At 52.4% G+C, this 14,836-nt stretch carries 16 protein-coding genes; 8 read left to right on the forward strand and 8 right to left on the reverse strand.

The features are described from left to right. Positions 1-189: 189 nt before the first annotated feature. Positions 190-2,103, forward strand: coding sequence for a reverse transcriptase family protein (locus ACO0LG_RS23845; RefSeq protein WP_423030118.1), 1,914 nt, complete (start codon positions 190-192; stop codon positions 2,101-2,103). 248 nt (positions 2,104-2,351) lie between these two features. Here ACO0LG_RS23845 and ACO0LG_RS23850 read toward each other — a convergent pair whose 3' ends face one another. The 3 genes from ACO0LG_RS23850 to ACO0LG_RS23860 form a co-directional block, all read right to left on the reverse strand. Then, positions 2,352-3,041 (reverse strand): tetratricopeptide repeat protein, encoded by a 690-nt coding sequence (locus ACO0LG_RS23850; protein WP_423030120.1) that lies wholly within the window; start codon positions 3,039-3,041, stop codon positions 2,352-2,354. A gap of 323 nt (positions 3,042-3,364) precedes the next feature. Continuing rightward, the gene (locus ACO0LG_RS23855; RefSeq protein ID WP_423030122.1) at positions 3,365-3,835 is read right to left on the reverse strand and encodes a cache domain-containing protein; all 471 of its coding nucleotides are present in this window, start codon (positions 3,833-3,835) and stop codon (positions 3,365-3,367) included. Positions 3,836-4,063: 228 nt separating this feature from the next. Next, complete coding sequence (locus tag ACO0LG_RS23860) at positions 4,064-4,828, reverse strand: creatininase family protein (RefSeq protein ID WP_423030124.1); 765 nt, start codon at positions 4,826-4,828, stop codon at positions 4,064-4,066. A gap of 482 nt (positions 4,829-5,310) precedes the next feature. Between ACO0LG_RS23860 and ACO0LG_RS23865 the strand changes: the two genes are divergently transcribed. After that, entirely contained in the window at positions 5,311-5,664 is a 354-nt protein-coding gene (locus ACO0LG_RS23865) for a DUF1428 domain-containing protein (protein WP_423030126.1), read from the forward strand. A gap of 179 nt (positions 5,665-5,843) precedes the next feature. Here ACO0LG_RS23865 and ACO0LG_RS23870 read toward each other — a convergent pair whose 3' ends face one another. Next, positions 5,844-6,770 carry a LysR family transcriptional regulator gene (locus tag ACO0LG_RS23870; RefSeq protein WP_423030128.1) on the reverse strand — a complete coding sequence of 309 codons (927 nt, stop codon included), beginning with the start codon at positions 6,768-6,770 and terminating at the stop codon, positions 5,844-5,846. A gap of 121 nt (positions 6,771-6,891) precedes the next feature. Between ACO0LG_RS23870 and ACO0LG_RS23875 the strand changes: the two genes are divergently transcribed. After that, positions 6,892-7,644 (forward strand): SDR family oxidoreductase, encoded by a 753-nt coding sequence (locus tag ACO0LG_RS23875; RefSeq protein WP_423030130.1) that lies wholly within the window; start codon positions 6,892-6,894, stop codon positions 7,642-7,644. Between the two features lie 22 nt (positions 7,645-7,666). Next, complete coding sequence (locus ACO0LG_RS23880; protein WP_423030132.1) at positions 7,667-7,879, forward strand: tautomerase family protein; 213 nt, start codon at positions 7,667-7,669, stop codon at positions 7,877-7,879. 81 nt (positions 7,880-7,960) lie between these two features. Here ACO0LG_RS23880 and ACO0LG_RS23885 read toward each other — a convergent pair whose 3' ends face one another. Next, positions 7,961-8,851: a LysR family transcriptional regulator gene (locus ACO0LG_RS23885; RefSeq protein ID WP_423030134.1), complete on the reverse strand. Its 891-nt coding sequence runs from the start codon at positions 8,849-8,851 to the stop codon at positions 7,961-7,963. 168 nt (positions 8,852-9,019) lie between these two features. On the opposite strand from ACO0LG_RS23885, the gene ACO0LG_RS23890 reads away from it, so the two are divergent. Continuing rightward, on the forward strand, positions 9,020-9,883 hold the full coding sequence (locus ACO0LG_RS23890; RefSeq protein WP_423030136.1) for an MBL fold metallo-hydrolase: 864 nt from the start codon (positions 9,020-9,022) through the stop codon (positions 9,881-9,883). Positions 9,884-10,072: 189 nt separating this feature from the next. Here ACO0LG_RS23890 and ACO0LG_RS23895 read toward each other — a convergent pair whose 3' ends face one another. Next, positions 10,073-10,939, reverse strand: coding sequence for a LysR family transcriptional regulator (locus ACO0LG_RS23895; RefSeq protein WP_423030138.1), 867 nt, complete (start codon positions 10,937-10,939; stop codon positions 10,073-10,075). A gap of 96 nt (positions 10,940-11,035) precedes the next feature. Here ACO0LG_RS23895 and ACO0LG_RS23900 point away from each other — a divergent pair, with 96 nt between their 5' ends. Next, positions 11,036-11,953 carry a DMT family transporter gene (locus ACO0LG_RS23900; RefSeq protein ID WP_423030140.1) on the forward strand — a complete coding sequence of 306 codons (918 nt, stop codon included), beginning with the start codon at positions 11,036-11,038 and terminating at the stop codon, positions 11,951-11,953. Positions 11,954-11,981: 28 nt separating this feature from the next. Here the strand turns inward: ACO0LG_RS23900 and ACO0LG_RS23905 are convergent, their stop codons facing one another. Beyond that, complete coding sequence (locus ACO0LG_RS23905) at positions 11,982-12,710, reverse strand: metallophosphoesterase family protein (protein WP_423030142.1); 729 nt, start codon at positions 12,708-12,710, stop codon at positions 11,982-11,984. 160 nt (positions 12,711-12,870) lie between these two features. Between ACO0LG_RS23905 and ACO0LG_RS23910 the strand changes: the two genes are divergently transcribed. Further along, positions 12,871-13,461 (forward strand): hypothetical protein, encoded by a 591-nt coding sequence (locus tag ACO0LG_RS23910; protein ID WP_423030144.1) that lies wholly within the window; start codon positions 12,871-12,873, stop codon positions 13,459-13,461. 260 nt (positions 13,462-13,721) lie between these two features. After that, the gene (locus ACO0LG_RS23915; protein ID WP_423030146.1) at positions 13,722-14,510 is read left to right on the forward strand and encodes a hypothetical protein; all 789 of its coding nucleotides are present in this window, start codon (positions 13,722-13,724) and stop codon (positions 14,508-14,510) included. 71 nt (positions 14,511-14,581) lie between these two features. Here ACO0LG_RS23915 and ACO0LG_RS23920 read toward each other — a convergent pair whose 3' ends face one another. Beyond that, positions 14,582-14,812 (reverse strand): hypothetical protein, encoded by a 231-nt coding sequence (locus ACO0LG_RS23920; RefSeq protein ID WP_423030148.1) that lies wholly within the window; start codon positions 14,810-14,812, stop codon positions 14,582-14,584. Positions 14,813-14,836 lie beyond the last annotated feature (24 nt).

A 14,836-nucleotide genomic window follows, 5' to 3' on the forward strand; every position in this document is an offset into this window, starting at 1 on the left:
AGTCGTTTCCGGCGTCGAGTGGAGCCTCTCAGTCTGAAGGCTCTTCGATGAGCTTCCTGCCGCTTTTCCTTCTATTGTCTGGCTCACCGTTTTTGTTTTATTTGGAAAACGTGAATTCTTTTTGCAATTAGTGATATCTGCTGATATTTGCCGATGTCAACGTGCCAAAAGAAAACTGAGACCAGCTTCATGACACAACACCAGCAGTCAGCACAACAAGCCGAACAGCCAACATCTGACAAACCCTTGTCACAGATGACACGCGATGAATTGTATGCCCACCTGCGCACGACCACCAAAGATGCCGTGGTCTTGCAAGAAATGCGCCGTCTGGGTTTTTGGCCTGCCGACAGTGGCAAGCCATCGGTAACAGATGCACTCATCACGCGTGAAGCACAACTCAGTAACGAGTTGAACGCGTTAACTGCCCAGTTACGCCGCGTGCAAGACCCCAAGGCTGCCTTGCGTGATATGCGCAAGCAGCGCATGGCGGCAGCGAAAGAAAACCGCGAGCTGAACAAACAAAAACATGCGCAATTGCGGCATGCCAAGGCACTGGCCTGGCAAGAAAAGCGCAAAAGCGACATAGGCTATCTGGGCGAAGGTGTTTCCACTGGTTTGAATTACACCAGCCCCAATACCGACAAGCTGGCATGTTATCAATTGCCAGCACTGCAAAAATCCCTTGACCTGGCAACGGCAATCGGCATTCCTTTGGCCGAATTGCGCTTCATGAGTTTCCAGCGCAAGGTCAGCCAGGTCAGCCACTACCAACGTTTTGCGATTCCCAAAAAGACTGGCGGCCAGCGTTTTATTTCTGCCCCCATGCCGCGTCTCAAGCGTTGCCAGTACTGGGTGCTGGATCACATACTCGCCAACGTGCCATGCCATCCGGCGGCGCATGGTTTCTTGCCGCAGCATTCCATACTCAGCAATGCCTTGCCGCATGTGGGGCAGGCCGTGGTCATCAACCTCGATTTGCAAGACTTTTTCCCCGGCATAGAATATCCGCGCGTCAAAGGTGTTTTCAAATCACTGGGTTATGGTGATCAAATCGCCACCTTGCTGGGTTTGCTGTGCACGGAACAGGCAACAGAAGAGGTGCGCGTCGATACACAGAAATATTTTGTCGCGGGTAAAAAACGCAGCCTGCCACAGGGTGCGCCATCCAGCCCCATGATCACGAATATTTTGTGCCATACCTTGGACAAGCGCCTGCATGCCGCAGCGACCAAGCTGGGTTTTGTATATACCCGTTATGCCGATGACCTGACGTTTTCCAGCAAGCAAAAAGAACGTCCACCTGTCGGCAAACTTCTGTGGCGCGTCAAACAGATCATCGCCGATGAAGGCTTCACCCTGCACCCCGACAAGCAGCACATCATGCGCTACAGTCAAAAGCAGGAGGTCACCGGCATCGTCGTCAATCACAGCCCGACTATCGATGCCAAAACCCTGCACCGCTTCCGCGCGACCCTGCACCAGGTAGAAAAAAATGGCCCGGCTGGTTATCACTGGAATGGCAATACCGATGTGCTTGGCGCACTGGAGGGCTATGCCCGCTATGTCTGCATGGTCAATCCGGTAAAAGGCAAGCCCTGGCTGCAACGCATCAAGGCATTGCGTGCGCAATATGCAGCTGCGCAGTCAGCCACACGTACAACCAGGCCAACGCTACGCCAGCAAGTTGCCAGCGGCAAGACACCGCAAAGAGCAAACGGCCAGAACTGGTGGCAAGTGCAGGAAGCGGCTGCACCTGTGCTGGAGCAAACTGCGCTGCAAGTAGCGGAAGAGAAAAAGGCAGTGAAGCAAGCTGCGAAGGACGAAAAGAAAGCTGCTATGATTCCCGAGTTCAGGCAGCCTGATACCGCAGAAGCTACAAGTAACTATACCGCAGCAGAGAAAAACAAACTCAGTCGCCGCCATGGCATGTTAGGCCGGATTTTCCAAGTTTTTTTGTGCACCATATTCTCCGCCAGCCTGCACAGTCTTTATCCGTTGACATTCGGCATCGCACTGATTTCTCTCGGCCTGATCAGCCGCCGCAGCAGCCTGGTGTGGGTCATGGTGATGCTGGCGTTGAGTGTGGTTTTGTTGAGTTGAGTAGCCTTGTAGGGTGCGCCGTGCGCACCGTCTTTGAATAACAGCAATCGTATTTTTAAGAGTGGTGCGCACGGCGCACCCTACGAAATTACACATATCGCGAATATTTTACGCTAACGTATCGATTGCTTTTCATTGAGTGTGAGCACAATTTAATAACATCCAGTAGGGTATGCCATGCGCACCGTTTTTTGATCAACAGCAATCGTATTTTTCAACGAGGGTGCGCACGGCGCACCCTACATCTGTCACTTGCGGCCAGCAAAAGCGCTGTTGAGGCGCTTGACCAAATCACGGTTCATGGCTTTGGTATCGCTATTCCAGTGCCTCATGTTTTGCTGGATTTCTGCGTATTGCGCATCAGCGATACCTTTTTCGCCTGCCTGCAAGGCCCAGACTGCATATTCAACGCGGGTTTCCATGCTGCCGAAACGGGCGACGGCATCGGCAAAGGAGTTGCCTGCTTCTTGCTGACGGCTGGCAGCCACATAGGCCCTGCCAAGCAACAGTGCTTGCTGTTCTGGCCTGTGATTGGGTTGGTCCTTGCGTACTGCCTGGAGCAAAGTGATGGCCTCTTCAGCCTGACCATGCAAGATCTTTGCTTCGGCGGCATTCATGCGGATCACCGCGTCGCTGGCAAAAGGCCCTTGCAGGCAGATGTCGTATTGTTGCACTGCCTTGGCAGTATCACCGGCATCCAGATAGGCATTTGCCAGACGCATCTGGTTTTGTGCTGTCGGTACCAGGTCAAATGCCTGCTGTGCTTCACGCAGTTCGCGGCCAGGGTTGAGGCTTTTGGCAGCGGCAATGACTGTTTTGCGCATACCGCGCTCCAGGCGTGATTCTGGCAAGAATACTGCAAAGAAATACACCGCGCTACCCAGCAAGGGGAACATGAACAAAATCATCAGCCAGTACATCTCGCGTTTGTTGCGCATTGCGTGCACCGCAAAAAATAGGGCGATGAGAAAATGAAAACCTGCTCCGATATATGGCATAAAAATAAGTGGTAAAAATAGAGGGCAAATGCATCCCGTGCATCTGGAAGTATCCAGCTAATGTGGGTAGATCAGGATGCAACAGGGGGATAAAAACAGTCTAAAACAGTCAAAAAACAGCGCAGCGAGGCTGCACGCTATCATTTTACCATCAGACAAAAGAAGGGAGCTTGATTGCTGCTGGCCGTCTTGAAACAATCACGGCCAGTCAGCATAGGGGTTTGCCAAGAAATACAGCCTGTTGTGATGAAGCTGGGTCAAATTTATTTATAAATGCCGCAAGCAAAATAAATCTCATCTACCCGTTCTACATAAGTACTTTTTTGCTCCAGCGCTTTGGTTACGGGATTAGGCCATTTGTAATCGACCCAGCCTTTACCTTCTTTACTGCCTGCCACTTCATTGATTTTCTTGACGAAAAAAACACCGTCGCCATCACGCAGTTCACCCAGGGGTTTGCCTAGCAATTTGGGGTTGCCGCCATGAGCGAGGGTAACGCCACCCGGTTTGACTGTACCGGCAAACACATATAAATCCTTGTAAATGAACTGTCCTTTGGGGTCATTCACTGCGGCATAGGTTTTTTCAGGGCCATTCGCTTTGTAGTAGGTGACGACCTTTTTGATCATGTCGATTGCTTCTTGTGCCGTGGCATGTTCGGCGGCAAATGCGCTACTCTGGACAAGTAATGACAGGGATAAAGCGACAAGGATGCTTTTGAAAAATTGTCTCATGATGTCTCCGGTATGTGTTTTTATGGCGTGGCCAAATGCCTGACCGTCACGAACAACGGCGAATCCAGAGTAGGCTTTGCAGGCAGGTTTTACAATGCAAAGACCACACTTTTTCTTTCAGCATCGGGCTACCAGGAAAACAATACCAGATTTCCATGTGGAAATGTTGATGATTTTTTCAGCAGCTTTATGAATCAATGTGACGGCTGTCAGTGGCGATGAGTGCTATCAAGCAGGCTTTTGTTCAGCACTAAATAGCTTGATATCACTCAGCAACCCAGCTACCGCAGTATCGATGATCTGCTGCCCCAGTTCTATCGTCGCCAGACTGGAGTCGGCACCAATGCGGCCATCCGGGAAACGGGCGCGGTAATCGAGGGCATCAAGTATCGGGCCAGTCGGCGGGATTTTTGGTGTCAGCTCTACCTGGCGCACCTGCTCTGGATAAGCCGCATAGGTAACCGCGATTTCTGATGGTGTCGCATGCGAGCCATGGCCGACCGGGAACATTCCATGGCACAAGCTTGCAACACCAGGCAAGTCCCACCAATTTTTCAACCGCAGCGTCAGCGGGCAGGTCTTGTTGTTGTACGAATAATGCGAATAAATTTGCGAGAAAGCCGCTTCGATGGTGGCGATATTGCCGCCGTGGCCATTCAAAAAATAAATGTGGTCAAAACCATGGCGCGCCAGCGACAAGACCCAGTCTTCAATCGCCGCCATGAAGGTCGAAGGCCGCAGCGAAATCGTGCCAGCAAAACCCAGGTGATGTTGCGCCATGCCGATGTTGAAGGTAGGTGCCAGCATCATGGCCTGGCCGTTTTTCTGGGCGATTTTTTCGGCAGCGGTGGCGATGATCTCCGGGCACATCCAGTCCGTACCCAGCAAGCCCATGGGGCCGTGTTGCTCATTCGAGCCTATGGGGATGATGACGGTCTTGGAGTCGGCCAGAAAAGCCGTGATTTCGGGCCAGGTGGAGTAGGCGAGACGCATGGGGTTACTTTCAAATCGGGGTTGACAGATGCAGTTGATTCGTCCGCTGTGGGCTTGGTACGGACGACAAAATTCGCAGCCATCATCTTGCCGCAAATTTTGAAAATCGCCAAATTTTTTTATCTTGCACGTCATCGCATGGCTTGCGATGGATGGAGGGGTAAGGGAATCAGGAATCAGGTTAAGGGAATCAGGAATCAGCCGGGCTAGAACTGGATTACATTGGTGTACATTCAAAATCAATCCTGGATTAAGTTGATTTATATCCAGAACCAATTCTGGATGAAATTGAAGCAGGTGCAAAGAAAATCAAACGGAGCATGCGCATAGCCTGATGACAAAAAATACTTAACATCAGGCCAAATCTTTGCACTAGAATTCAAGCACAGCGACAAATACCGCTGTTTTTTTGATGCGCTGGATAATAAGAAAATCCATTAGCTTCATCCTTCATTTATCTTTGCCAGACCAGGAGTTTCAGCATGAGCTACGTCGACGGATTTGTACTCGCAGTGCCTAATGCCAACCGGGAAGCCTATCGCCTGTATTCGGAAAAAACTTCACCGGTTTTCAAAGAATACGGCGTGCTCAGCATCGTCGAATGCTGGGGTGATGATGTGCCACACGGCAAGCTGACTTCCTTCCCGCTGGCCGTGCAATGCAAGGAAGATGAAACCGTGGTCTTTTCCTGGATGACCTGGCCATCAAAAGAAGCGCGCAATACCGGATGGGAAAAAGTCATGCAAGACCCACGTTTAAGCCAGGAAGCCAACCCCATGCCCTGCGACGGCAAGCGCATGATTTATGGTGGTTTTGAGGTGATGGTGGCGTTGTGATTGGTTGAGGTGATGCCGATGCAAGATGTTCGGCATAGGGAGCGTAGCTTGGGTACGTAACTCGGGCCGCGCTTCGTAGGTTGGGCCGGGCCTGGATTTCTGACAGCGCAAATTGCTTTACGCCGCAATCAACTTCCGCAGGCCTGCCCCATAGAACTGGTAAACGAATTTTTATTAACTTATTTCTCTTTGACTGCCACAGGCAAAACGCCAAATCTCTGCTCATATAAACCCACCAGCCAATCCACAAACACCCGCACACGCGGTGAAAGCTGGCGTCGATAGGGGTAGAGTGCAGTGACCGGCAAGGGCGGGCTTTGCCACCCAGCCAGCACTTCTAGCAGGCGGCCATCGCGCAGGGCATCGGCGATATGGAAGCGCGGCAGTTGTATCAGGCCACAGCCGGACAAGGCACAGGCGACATAGTTCTCGGCATCATTGACTGTCATCCAGCCGCCGACATCAAATTCCTTCACCTGACCGTCGATATTCAGCACGATAGGGTAGTCTATCGCAGTCGTGCTGGAAAAAAACCTGACGGCCTGGTGGAGCATTAAATCATCGGGGTGGTGTGGTGTGCCAAATTTAGCCAGATATGCAGGGCTGGCGCACAGCACTTGTGGCATCAGCGCCAGGCGGCGCGCTACCAAAGTGGAATCTCGCGGGTTGCCGCCGCGCACAACGCAGTCGACACCTTCACGCACCAGATCGACCAGACGGTCGCCACTGCTGACCACCAGGTCTATACCAGGATAGCGGTCACGAAACTCTTGTATGCGCGGCAGCACCACCTGTGTCGCATGGGTGCCGTGCATATCAACCCGCAAGACCCCACGCGGATTGGCAGCCACATGCCGCATTGATGCCTCAGCATCATCGAGTTCACTGAGTATATGCACACAGCGCTCATAGAAAGCCTGACCGTCAAGAGTGGTGCGCACCTGGCGCGTGGTGCGTTCCAGCAAGCGCGTGCCCAGGCGTGTTTCCAGTTGCTTGATGGCATGGGTGGCGCTGGCGCGAGGCACATCCAGCATATCCGCTGCCCGGCTGAAACTGCCGGTTTCGACTATGCGGGTAAAGAGTTGCAGGGTGTCCAGTTTATCCATGATTGTTGAGCTGGTTTGAATTATGTTCTGAGTTTATCAGTATTTATCTTGTTGGGTTGAATGGTTAAAGTGTGATCCATGCAGGCAGCGTGGCCTGAGTATCTGGATCAAGGAGAACACCATGAGCAAAGAAATAAGCAAAGAAACAACTAAAACAGCCATCGTCACCGGTGGCTCGCGTGGCATAGGCCAGGCCATATCCCTGCGTCTGGCGGCTGACGGCTTTGCCGTGGTCGTCAATTACGCTGGCAATGTCGCCAAGGCGCAAGAAACCGTCAGTGCCATACAGGCCAGCGGGGGCAAGGCGATTGCGGTGCAGGGCGATATCAGCAAGCCTGAGGACGTAACGCAATTGTTTACGACAGCCAAAGAAGTATTTGGACGCATAGACGTAGTTGTTAACAGCGCAGGCAGCATGGCGATGGCAACAATCAATGGCAGCAATCTTGATGCCTTTGACAAAGTCATCGCGACCAATTTGCGCGGCGCTTTCCTGGTACTGGCGCAGGCAGCGCAACATGTAGAAAAAGGCGGGCGCATCATCGCTTTATCGACCAGTGTGATTGCCAAATCCTTCCCTGGCTATGGCCCCTATATCGCCAGCAAGGCAGGGGTAGAAGGCCTGGTGCATGTGCTGGCCAATGAATTGCGCGGGCGCGATATCACGGTCAATGCCGTCGCCCCTGGCCCGGTAGGGACTGAGTTGTTTTTTAACGGTAAAACGGAAGAACAGATCAGCAACATCGCCAAAATGAATCCGATGGAACGTATAGGCACGCCAGCCGAGATCGCCTCTGCAGTTGCCTTTTTGGCTGGCCCTGATGGTGTGTGGGTCAATTCACAAGTGTTACGTGTCAACGGCGGTTTCGCCTAATTTAATTTTAAAGGAAATAATCATGCCATTTGCCAATTTCAAATTCCCTGAGGGCATCATCGATGCCAGCCGCAAAGAAGAAATCATCCACCGTACCACCGCCATGTTTGTCGACTATTTTGGCGAAGGCGTGCGGCCTTATACCATGGTGCTGGTGGAGGAGGTGGCCGATGGTGGCTGGGGCAGGGCGGACGAGACCTTGACGCTGGAGAAGATGGGGATGAAGCGAAAGTAAACCAGGGCCGGGGCTCGAAAGCACACTGTAGATCAACCCGCAGTAGCGGCTGAGGCCGCTACTGCGGGCGCAATAATCGACTCACCATGGCTGGCTGGCAAATTCCTCCACCAAAAAATCCAGCAAGGCACGCACAGCCGGCGACAAGTGGCGACGGGATGGAAAGAGCGCATAAATGGTCCTGTCCGGTGCTTTCCATTCTGGCAGGAGGGCGTGCAAGTCACCTTTGCGTACATGGTCGCCCATCAGATAGGTCGGCAATACACTAATGCCCGCGCCCGTCAGGGCAGCCTGCAACAAAACGGTCGCGTCATTGGCATTGAAATGGCTGGCGATATTGACTTGCACGGCTTCATCCCCGCGCTGGAAATGCCAGGTGTTGCGGCCATAATTGATATGGGTCAGGCAGCGATGTGTTGACAAGTCTTGCGGCTGTACAGGCAAGCCCGCCTGGCGCAGATAGGCGGGCGATGCCACCAGCACTGAATCACACACCGCCAGTGGCCGTGCGATCAATAGCGGATCAGGGTCATTGCTGATGCGTATGGCCAGATCAATGCGCGCCTCTACCAGGTTGATGGCGCTGTCGCCCGCATGTAAGTCTATCTTCAGCAAGGGATGCAATGACAGAAATTTGCAGACCGCGCGCGCCAGATGTGCAAATGCAAATGAGGCACTACAAGTCAGGCGCAATTGCCCGCGCAATTCTGCATCATCGCTCCGGGTTTCTTCTTCTATATTCTCCATCAGTGCCAGCATTTGCTGGCTGCGGCGCAGGCATTGCTCGCCCGCATCCGTCAGCGTCACACTGCGCGTGGTTCTTTGTAGCAGGCGGGCGTTGAGCCAGCTTTCCAGTTCACTCACATAGCGTGTCACCATGGCACGCGACATATCCAGCTTGTCAGCCGTTGCACTAAAGCTGCCACTGGTGGCCACCTCGCAAAACACCCGCATTGCTGTCAGCCTGTCCATGGTAGTCCTGTAATTTGGTGACTATGTAATATGCATTTGATCGATATTTGATCGATATTTGAAACAGTAATGTGCATTTTAGTCGATTTATTTGGCTGAAAATTGAAATTACAATGCAGGCACTGAGTCAATACCGATTCAACATCCTACATAAAACTGGAAACCGCCATGTTACGTAATACTGTTTTAGCCGCTGCTCTTGCCCTTACTTTTGGCTCTGCTGTGGCCGCCACGCCATTGCAGGTCAAGGTCTATACCGCCAATGACAATAGCTTCAATGTGAATTCCACCCTGGTCTATGGTGAAAAAGAAGCCATGGTCATCGATGCCGGCTTCACCCGTGCAGACGCTTTGCGCATCGCAGCCAATGTACTCGACAGCGGCAAGCAACTCAAAACCATCCTGGTCAGCCAGGCTGATCCCGATTTTTACTTTGGTGTCGAAACGCTCAAAGAAATTTTCCCGCAGGCAGAAGTCGTCGCCACGCCAGAAGTACTGGAAAAACTGTCTGCCAAAGTCTCAGCCAAAGTCGCTTTCTGGGGGCCAAAACTCGGTGTCAATGCACCACGTACGCCCGTGCTGCCCAAGGCATTCAAAGGCAATAGCCTGACTATCGATGGTGAAGTAGTAGAGCTGCGCGGCAATACAGGCTTGCTGGCACATCGCCCTTATTTTTGGATACCCTCCATCAAGGCCATCGTTGGTGACATCGGCGTGTTTGGCAATTACCACGTCTGGACAGCAGATACCCAAACCGTGGCAGAACGTAGTGCCTGGGTAGCACAGTTAGATGAAATGGCCGCATTGCAACCCAAGATCGTCGTCCCCGGTCACATGAAACCAGGCACCGCCATCGACATCAGCGCCATTACTTTTACCAAGGGCTATTTGCTGTCGTTTGAAAAAAATGCCGCGGCGACCAAGACCGGTGCAGAACTGATTGAGGCGATGAAAAAAGCTTACCCTGACGCGCCACCAAGTTTGTCTCTGGATATTGGTGCGAAGGTGAATAAGGGCGAGATGAAGTGGTGAGTTTGGTTTGTTCTTCTTGAACGAGCAAATTTGTATTTAGTGTTTGATGTTGGTAGTTTTGCGAGCATTTGAAGTGAATAACCAACGCCACTGGGTTCCTGCCTGCGCAGGCTGGAGCCCAGCGGCGTTCGTAGTCCACAAATTGGTACGCAATATGAATCGGGGTAAACACTGTGCCATTGCAGTGACCTACGCCCCACGCCGTTCACTCAGCGCCTGCATGATCTCATTCGCCAGGCACTCTGCCGCAGGCGAATTATTCTTCCTCCCTTTGATGAGCACGATATCCAGCGGCGCTATCGGTTTCAGCCCCTCTGCCTTGCCCAGTCGCACGAGATGCGCAGGGGCGCTGCATTCTGCCAGCGCCGCAATCGCCAGGCCTGCTTCTACCATCGCCAAGATACCCAGCAGGCTGGGACTGCTGTAGGTGGAGTAATAAGGCAGCCCACTTTTTTCCAGTGCGGCCAGGGTTTGTGCGCGGGCAACGCAGCCCTTGTCATACAGGGCGACTGGCAGCGGGCTTCTTTTCCAGACCGCGTGTTTTTCTGCGCCTACCCAAACCATGGGTTCGCGGCGTATAAAAGCACCATCCAGGCCTTCATCACGCGTCACAAATGCCAGGTCGATTACCCCTTTTTTAAGCAAAGGCTTGAGCAAGACACTTTGCAGGCACACCAGCTCTATTTCAACGCCAGTAAATCTTTTTGAAAACCTCTCCAGCACGGCGGGCAGTAACGAAGATACATAGTCATCGGGCGAGCCCAGTACCACTTTTCCAACCACTTGTTGCGTACGCAAGGCGCTGAGTGCTGCCTGTTCTGTCTGCAATAACTGGCGGGCATAGGGCAATAAAGTTTCACCAGCCAGCGTCAGGGCGATGCGCCGGGTATGCCGTTCAAACAGGGGTTGTCCCAGGCTGGCCTCCAGTTTGCTGATCTGCATGCTGACTGCGGCTTGTGATCTATGCACAGCTTCAGCTGCGCTGACAAAGCTCAGGCGTTCGGCGGCCAGCACAAAGGTGCGCAACTGGCTGAGGTTTAATTCGGGGAAATCCATGATTCAGTTTTTCGAAAGTATGACTTCAATTTAATCAGCTTGCCTGATGTGTAGACAAAATCCATGATAGCGCAATAGTCAACCAGAGAGCAAAACATGTCTGCGTCATCAGCCCTTATCCCTTACAACCGCAAAGCCACGATGGCTTACATCGCCGCTATGCTGATGCTGGCGACGCTGGGGATCTTTATTCATGAAGCTGGTCTGGATGCGGTGACGACGGTATTCTTTCGTTGTCTTTTTGCCGCCATCGCACTGACGCTGTATTGCGTATATAAAGACATGTTTGTTGCTGCCAATTTCTCGCGTAAAAATATTCTGCTGGCGGTATGTGGCGGTGTCCTCATGGTGGTGAACTGGGTGACTTTTTTTGCAGCGATACAACGCATAGGCATCTCTGTCACCACCATCGTCTTTCATGTGCAGCCGTTTATCGTCTTGTTGCTGGGGGCAGTGCTGTTCCGCGAGAAAATCGCGGCTAATAAACTGGCCTGGATATGTCTGGGTTTTGCCGGTCTGGTGCTGGCCTGCGGCATGCAACTAGATGGCCTGCAAATGAGAGCGCAATACCTGACCGGTTTGCTACTGACACTGACAGGTGCATGTTCCTATGCAGGTGTGACACTGACCACACGCGCCATGCGCAATATGCCAGCACATTTGATTGCACTGATCCATTGCCTGGTTGGCCTGGTCTTGCTGGCAAGTCTGGTCACCATGCCGGTGGAGGGTATCAGGATGCAGCAATGGGCATGGCTGGCTGGACTTGGTCTGATGCCTACCGCGCTGGCCTATGTATTGATCTATGGCGCATTGCCTAAAATGCCAACGACTGCAATTGCCGTGCTCACTTTTATCTATCCGGCAACGGCGGTTGGTATGGATTATCTGGTCTATGGGCAGCGCATCAGTCTGCTGCAAATGGCAGGACTAATGCTGATCGTGCTGGCCAGCCTGGGTGTCAATTTGAACTGGTCGTGGTATACCGTCAGGCAAAAATTGGCAGCGTTGTAAAGTTCACCGCCTGAGCGTTGATCTCTACTTATCGACGCCTGTGCAGCGTCGCCCAGGGCACTTCATGATCATGCTTGCCTGCGACAATCACATTGCCGTCTATATCCGTCACGCCACATAAGCCCACACCTTGGGCTTTGAAACCCAGGCGCTCCTGGTGTTCGCTGTAATCGATGCGGTCGTGATGATGACCATGGAAGCTGCGGCTCACGCGCATGCTGCGGGCTAGCTCATCGATAGTGGCAAAGCCATGCGGGTGGGCACTCGGGGCTTCATGCGTGACCAGGATGTCGGCGCGCTGGCTGGCCAGGTAGTTGTAGTCAGTAGGGAAGATGGAACTGTAATGCTTGCGCGGCAAGCCATCACGCCAGCGGTTTTCTTTGCCAGCCTTCTGCGTATATTCTCTTTGTGTCTGGAATTTTTTTGCCCCCGGCGGCATCCAGATATGACCACGAAACACGCCGCCCAGACCGGCGATGCGGTAACCGGCAACATCAACCACACGCCCATGCAGGTTGCGGCCAGCCAGGGCTGAGCCAAACAGGTGGTCGTAATCAGCATCGGTGTCAGTGTCATGGTTGCCGTGGATATACCAGACATCAGTGATGTCCACGATGGCAGCCAGCTCCACTTCCAGCGGCATGCGTGCTTGCAAATCACCCAGAAAAACGATGGCGGCGGGGCGCTTCTCCAGCACTGCATCAATCACATGCTGGAAATTGCCATGGGTGTCACCGCAAAAATAAATAGCTCGCATAAAAGTGCATTTAAAATAGTGGCGCATGAAATACACAAGACAAGCGCCGCAAGAGTTCAGATGCAAGGAATATACCTGAGAAACAAATTCAAATAAGATGCAGGCTATAAATATAATAAATATATTGTCAAATTCCACATAAGTGTTTGGATAAATCAAAATGTCACCATGGAAATGGCTATTCGCCGCAGTCATCCTGTTCTTTGCCGTACAACACTGGCGCAACCGCCCTTTACCGGTGCCACCAGGCAGCATCGCGCCCAATGACCCTGTGCAGACCTCAGGTTCTGGCAAGACTTACGATCAAAATAATTACAAGCTGACGGCGCTGGCAGACTTTACGGTAGAGGCGCGCGTCTTGTCCAAACAAACTTATTCATCTGACCGCGAAGCCGAGCTCGCCCCCGTAGATCTGGCGCTGGGCTGGGGTTCCATGTCAGATACGGCGGTGCTTGATCAGCTGTCGATAGGGCAGAGCAACCGTTTTTATTTCTATCGCTGGGAAAAACAGCCGCCAAGGCCACCGGCAGAAATCGCCACCCATAGCGCGAACATGCATTTGATACCCACTACGCCCGCGCTGGAAAAAATCATGAAAGACGTACGTGTTGGCCAGGTCGTCAAGATACGCGGCCAACTGGTTGAAGCCAAAGCTGCTGATGGCTGGCACTGGCGTTCATCTCTGACCCGCGATGATACCGGTGCAGGTGCTTGCGAGTTGATCAGGGTAGAGGCGATTGAGGTTAAGTGAGCTTGGTGAGCTTAAGTGAGTTGACGATAAATTGATAATGAGTCATAAATTCGTAAATTAGTTCTGTCAGATAGTTCCGTGAGGATGAAAATGCAGTACTTTGTCCAAAAATATAGCACCACGCATCAAAAGTGAGGACACTTTGGAAATTGTTGTACCTGTTTCTCCCATATCCTTGCTTGCATGGGATGCAGGCACAGGCTGCTGCGTGGGTATGTATTACCCCGTCCCTGCAGAATAATCATTCAAGGAAATGTTCCATGCCCTCAGTTTTTGTTTTTACTGCTTCGAAGTATGTCGCCACGCTGGCACTCATGCTGGCCATGATGTCCGCACATATTGGTCAGGCGCAAGCGCAGGCCAGCGCACCTGCCAGTACGCCAGCAAGCGCGGCTGAAACTGCAACAGAAGAATTACAAAGTGTCGAAGTAAAAGCTGTCAGAGATCCGGCCATCATGCCGTATAAGGTGGCCTATGAACTGATGTCCAAAGTGCGCGCAGCAAGCAAAGACAAAGTACAGATACAGATACGCATCACCTCCGCAAAAACTCACGCCCCCGTACCCAACCTCAGCATCTACCTTGAAGGCAAGAACACCCGCCAGCAACTGGAAATTTCAGCAACCGGTTTCGTCAACGTGCCGCTCGATCAGGCCGCCTATGCCGATGGAGCAGAGTTTGTCACCAACCAGAAAAAAGGCTCGATGGAAGTCAATATCCTGTTACTGCCTAAGCTACCGCAAGATGTCTTCAAATATGCCGACATCAGCGAAAGCATAGAAGCCGCCCAAATGGCCATCAAGGAACTGGTACCCTGGTATTTTCGCGTGTTCATGCCTGCGGTCAATAGCATAGGTATTTGCTATGCGGGACAAAACCAGACCGTGCTGGTCAAGGGCAATGAAGAACAGCAATTGCCCGCCAACAGTGATGCAACCGACCCTCTCAAAAACAAGGTCCATTGCGCCCGCTTTGCAGCCAAGGATGTCGCCAAAGAAAAAGGCAACCTTATCATGCCGGCAACTGGCTGGCAGGCGATTTATATGTGACAGGGAATGTCTTATGCAGGAACACTTGGCTCCTGTCACGACAGCCGGAACCGCGCTAACCAGGCCCTCAATCAACCTGGCAACTTCACCCGGTAGGTCGGGTGGTGACAAATGCCTGGTGACTGGTGCCACCGTGCAAAATGGTGCCGTGTACCTCGGCAGATGTCATGCAGCGCCTGGCATTTGATGAAGTGGGCATGGCTGGTGGATGGACTGTAACGGCTACCAATCATGACAGCCACACCATCAATGGCCTGCCGCTCAGGCACGCCAACAACTGCAGGTGCTGCTGTCTGCTGCATTGGCAGGCCTGGTAATTGCCAAGG

The sequence above is a fragment of the Undibacterium sp. Ji42W genome (assembly GCF_049340405.1).
Classification (GTDB): domain Bacteria; phylum Pseudomonadota; class Gammaproteobacteria; order Burkholderiales; family Burkholderiaceae_D; genus Undibacterium.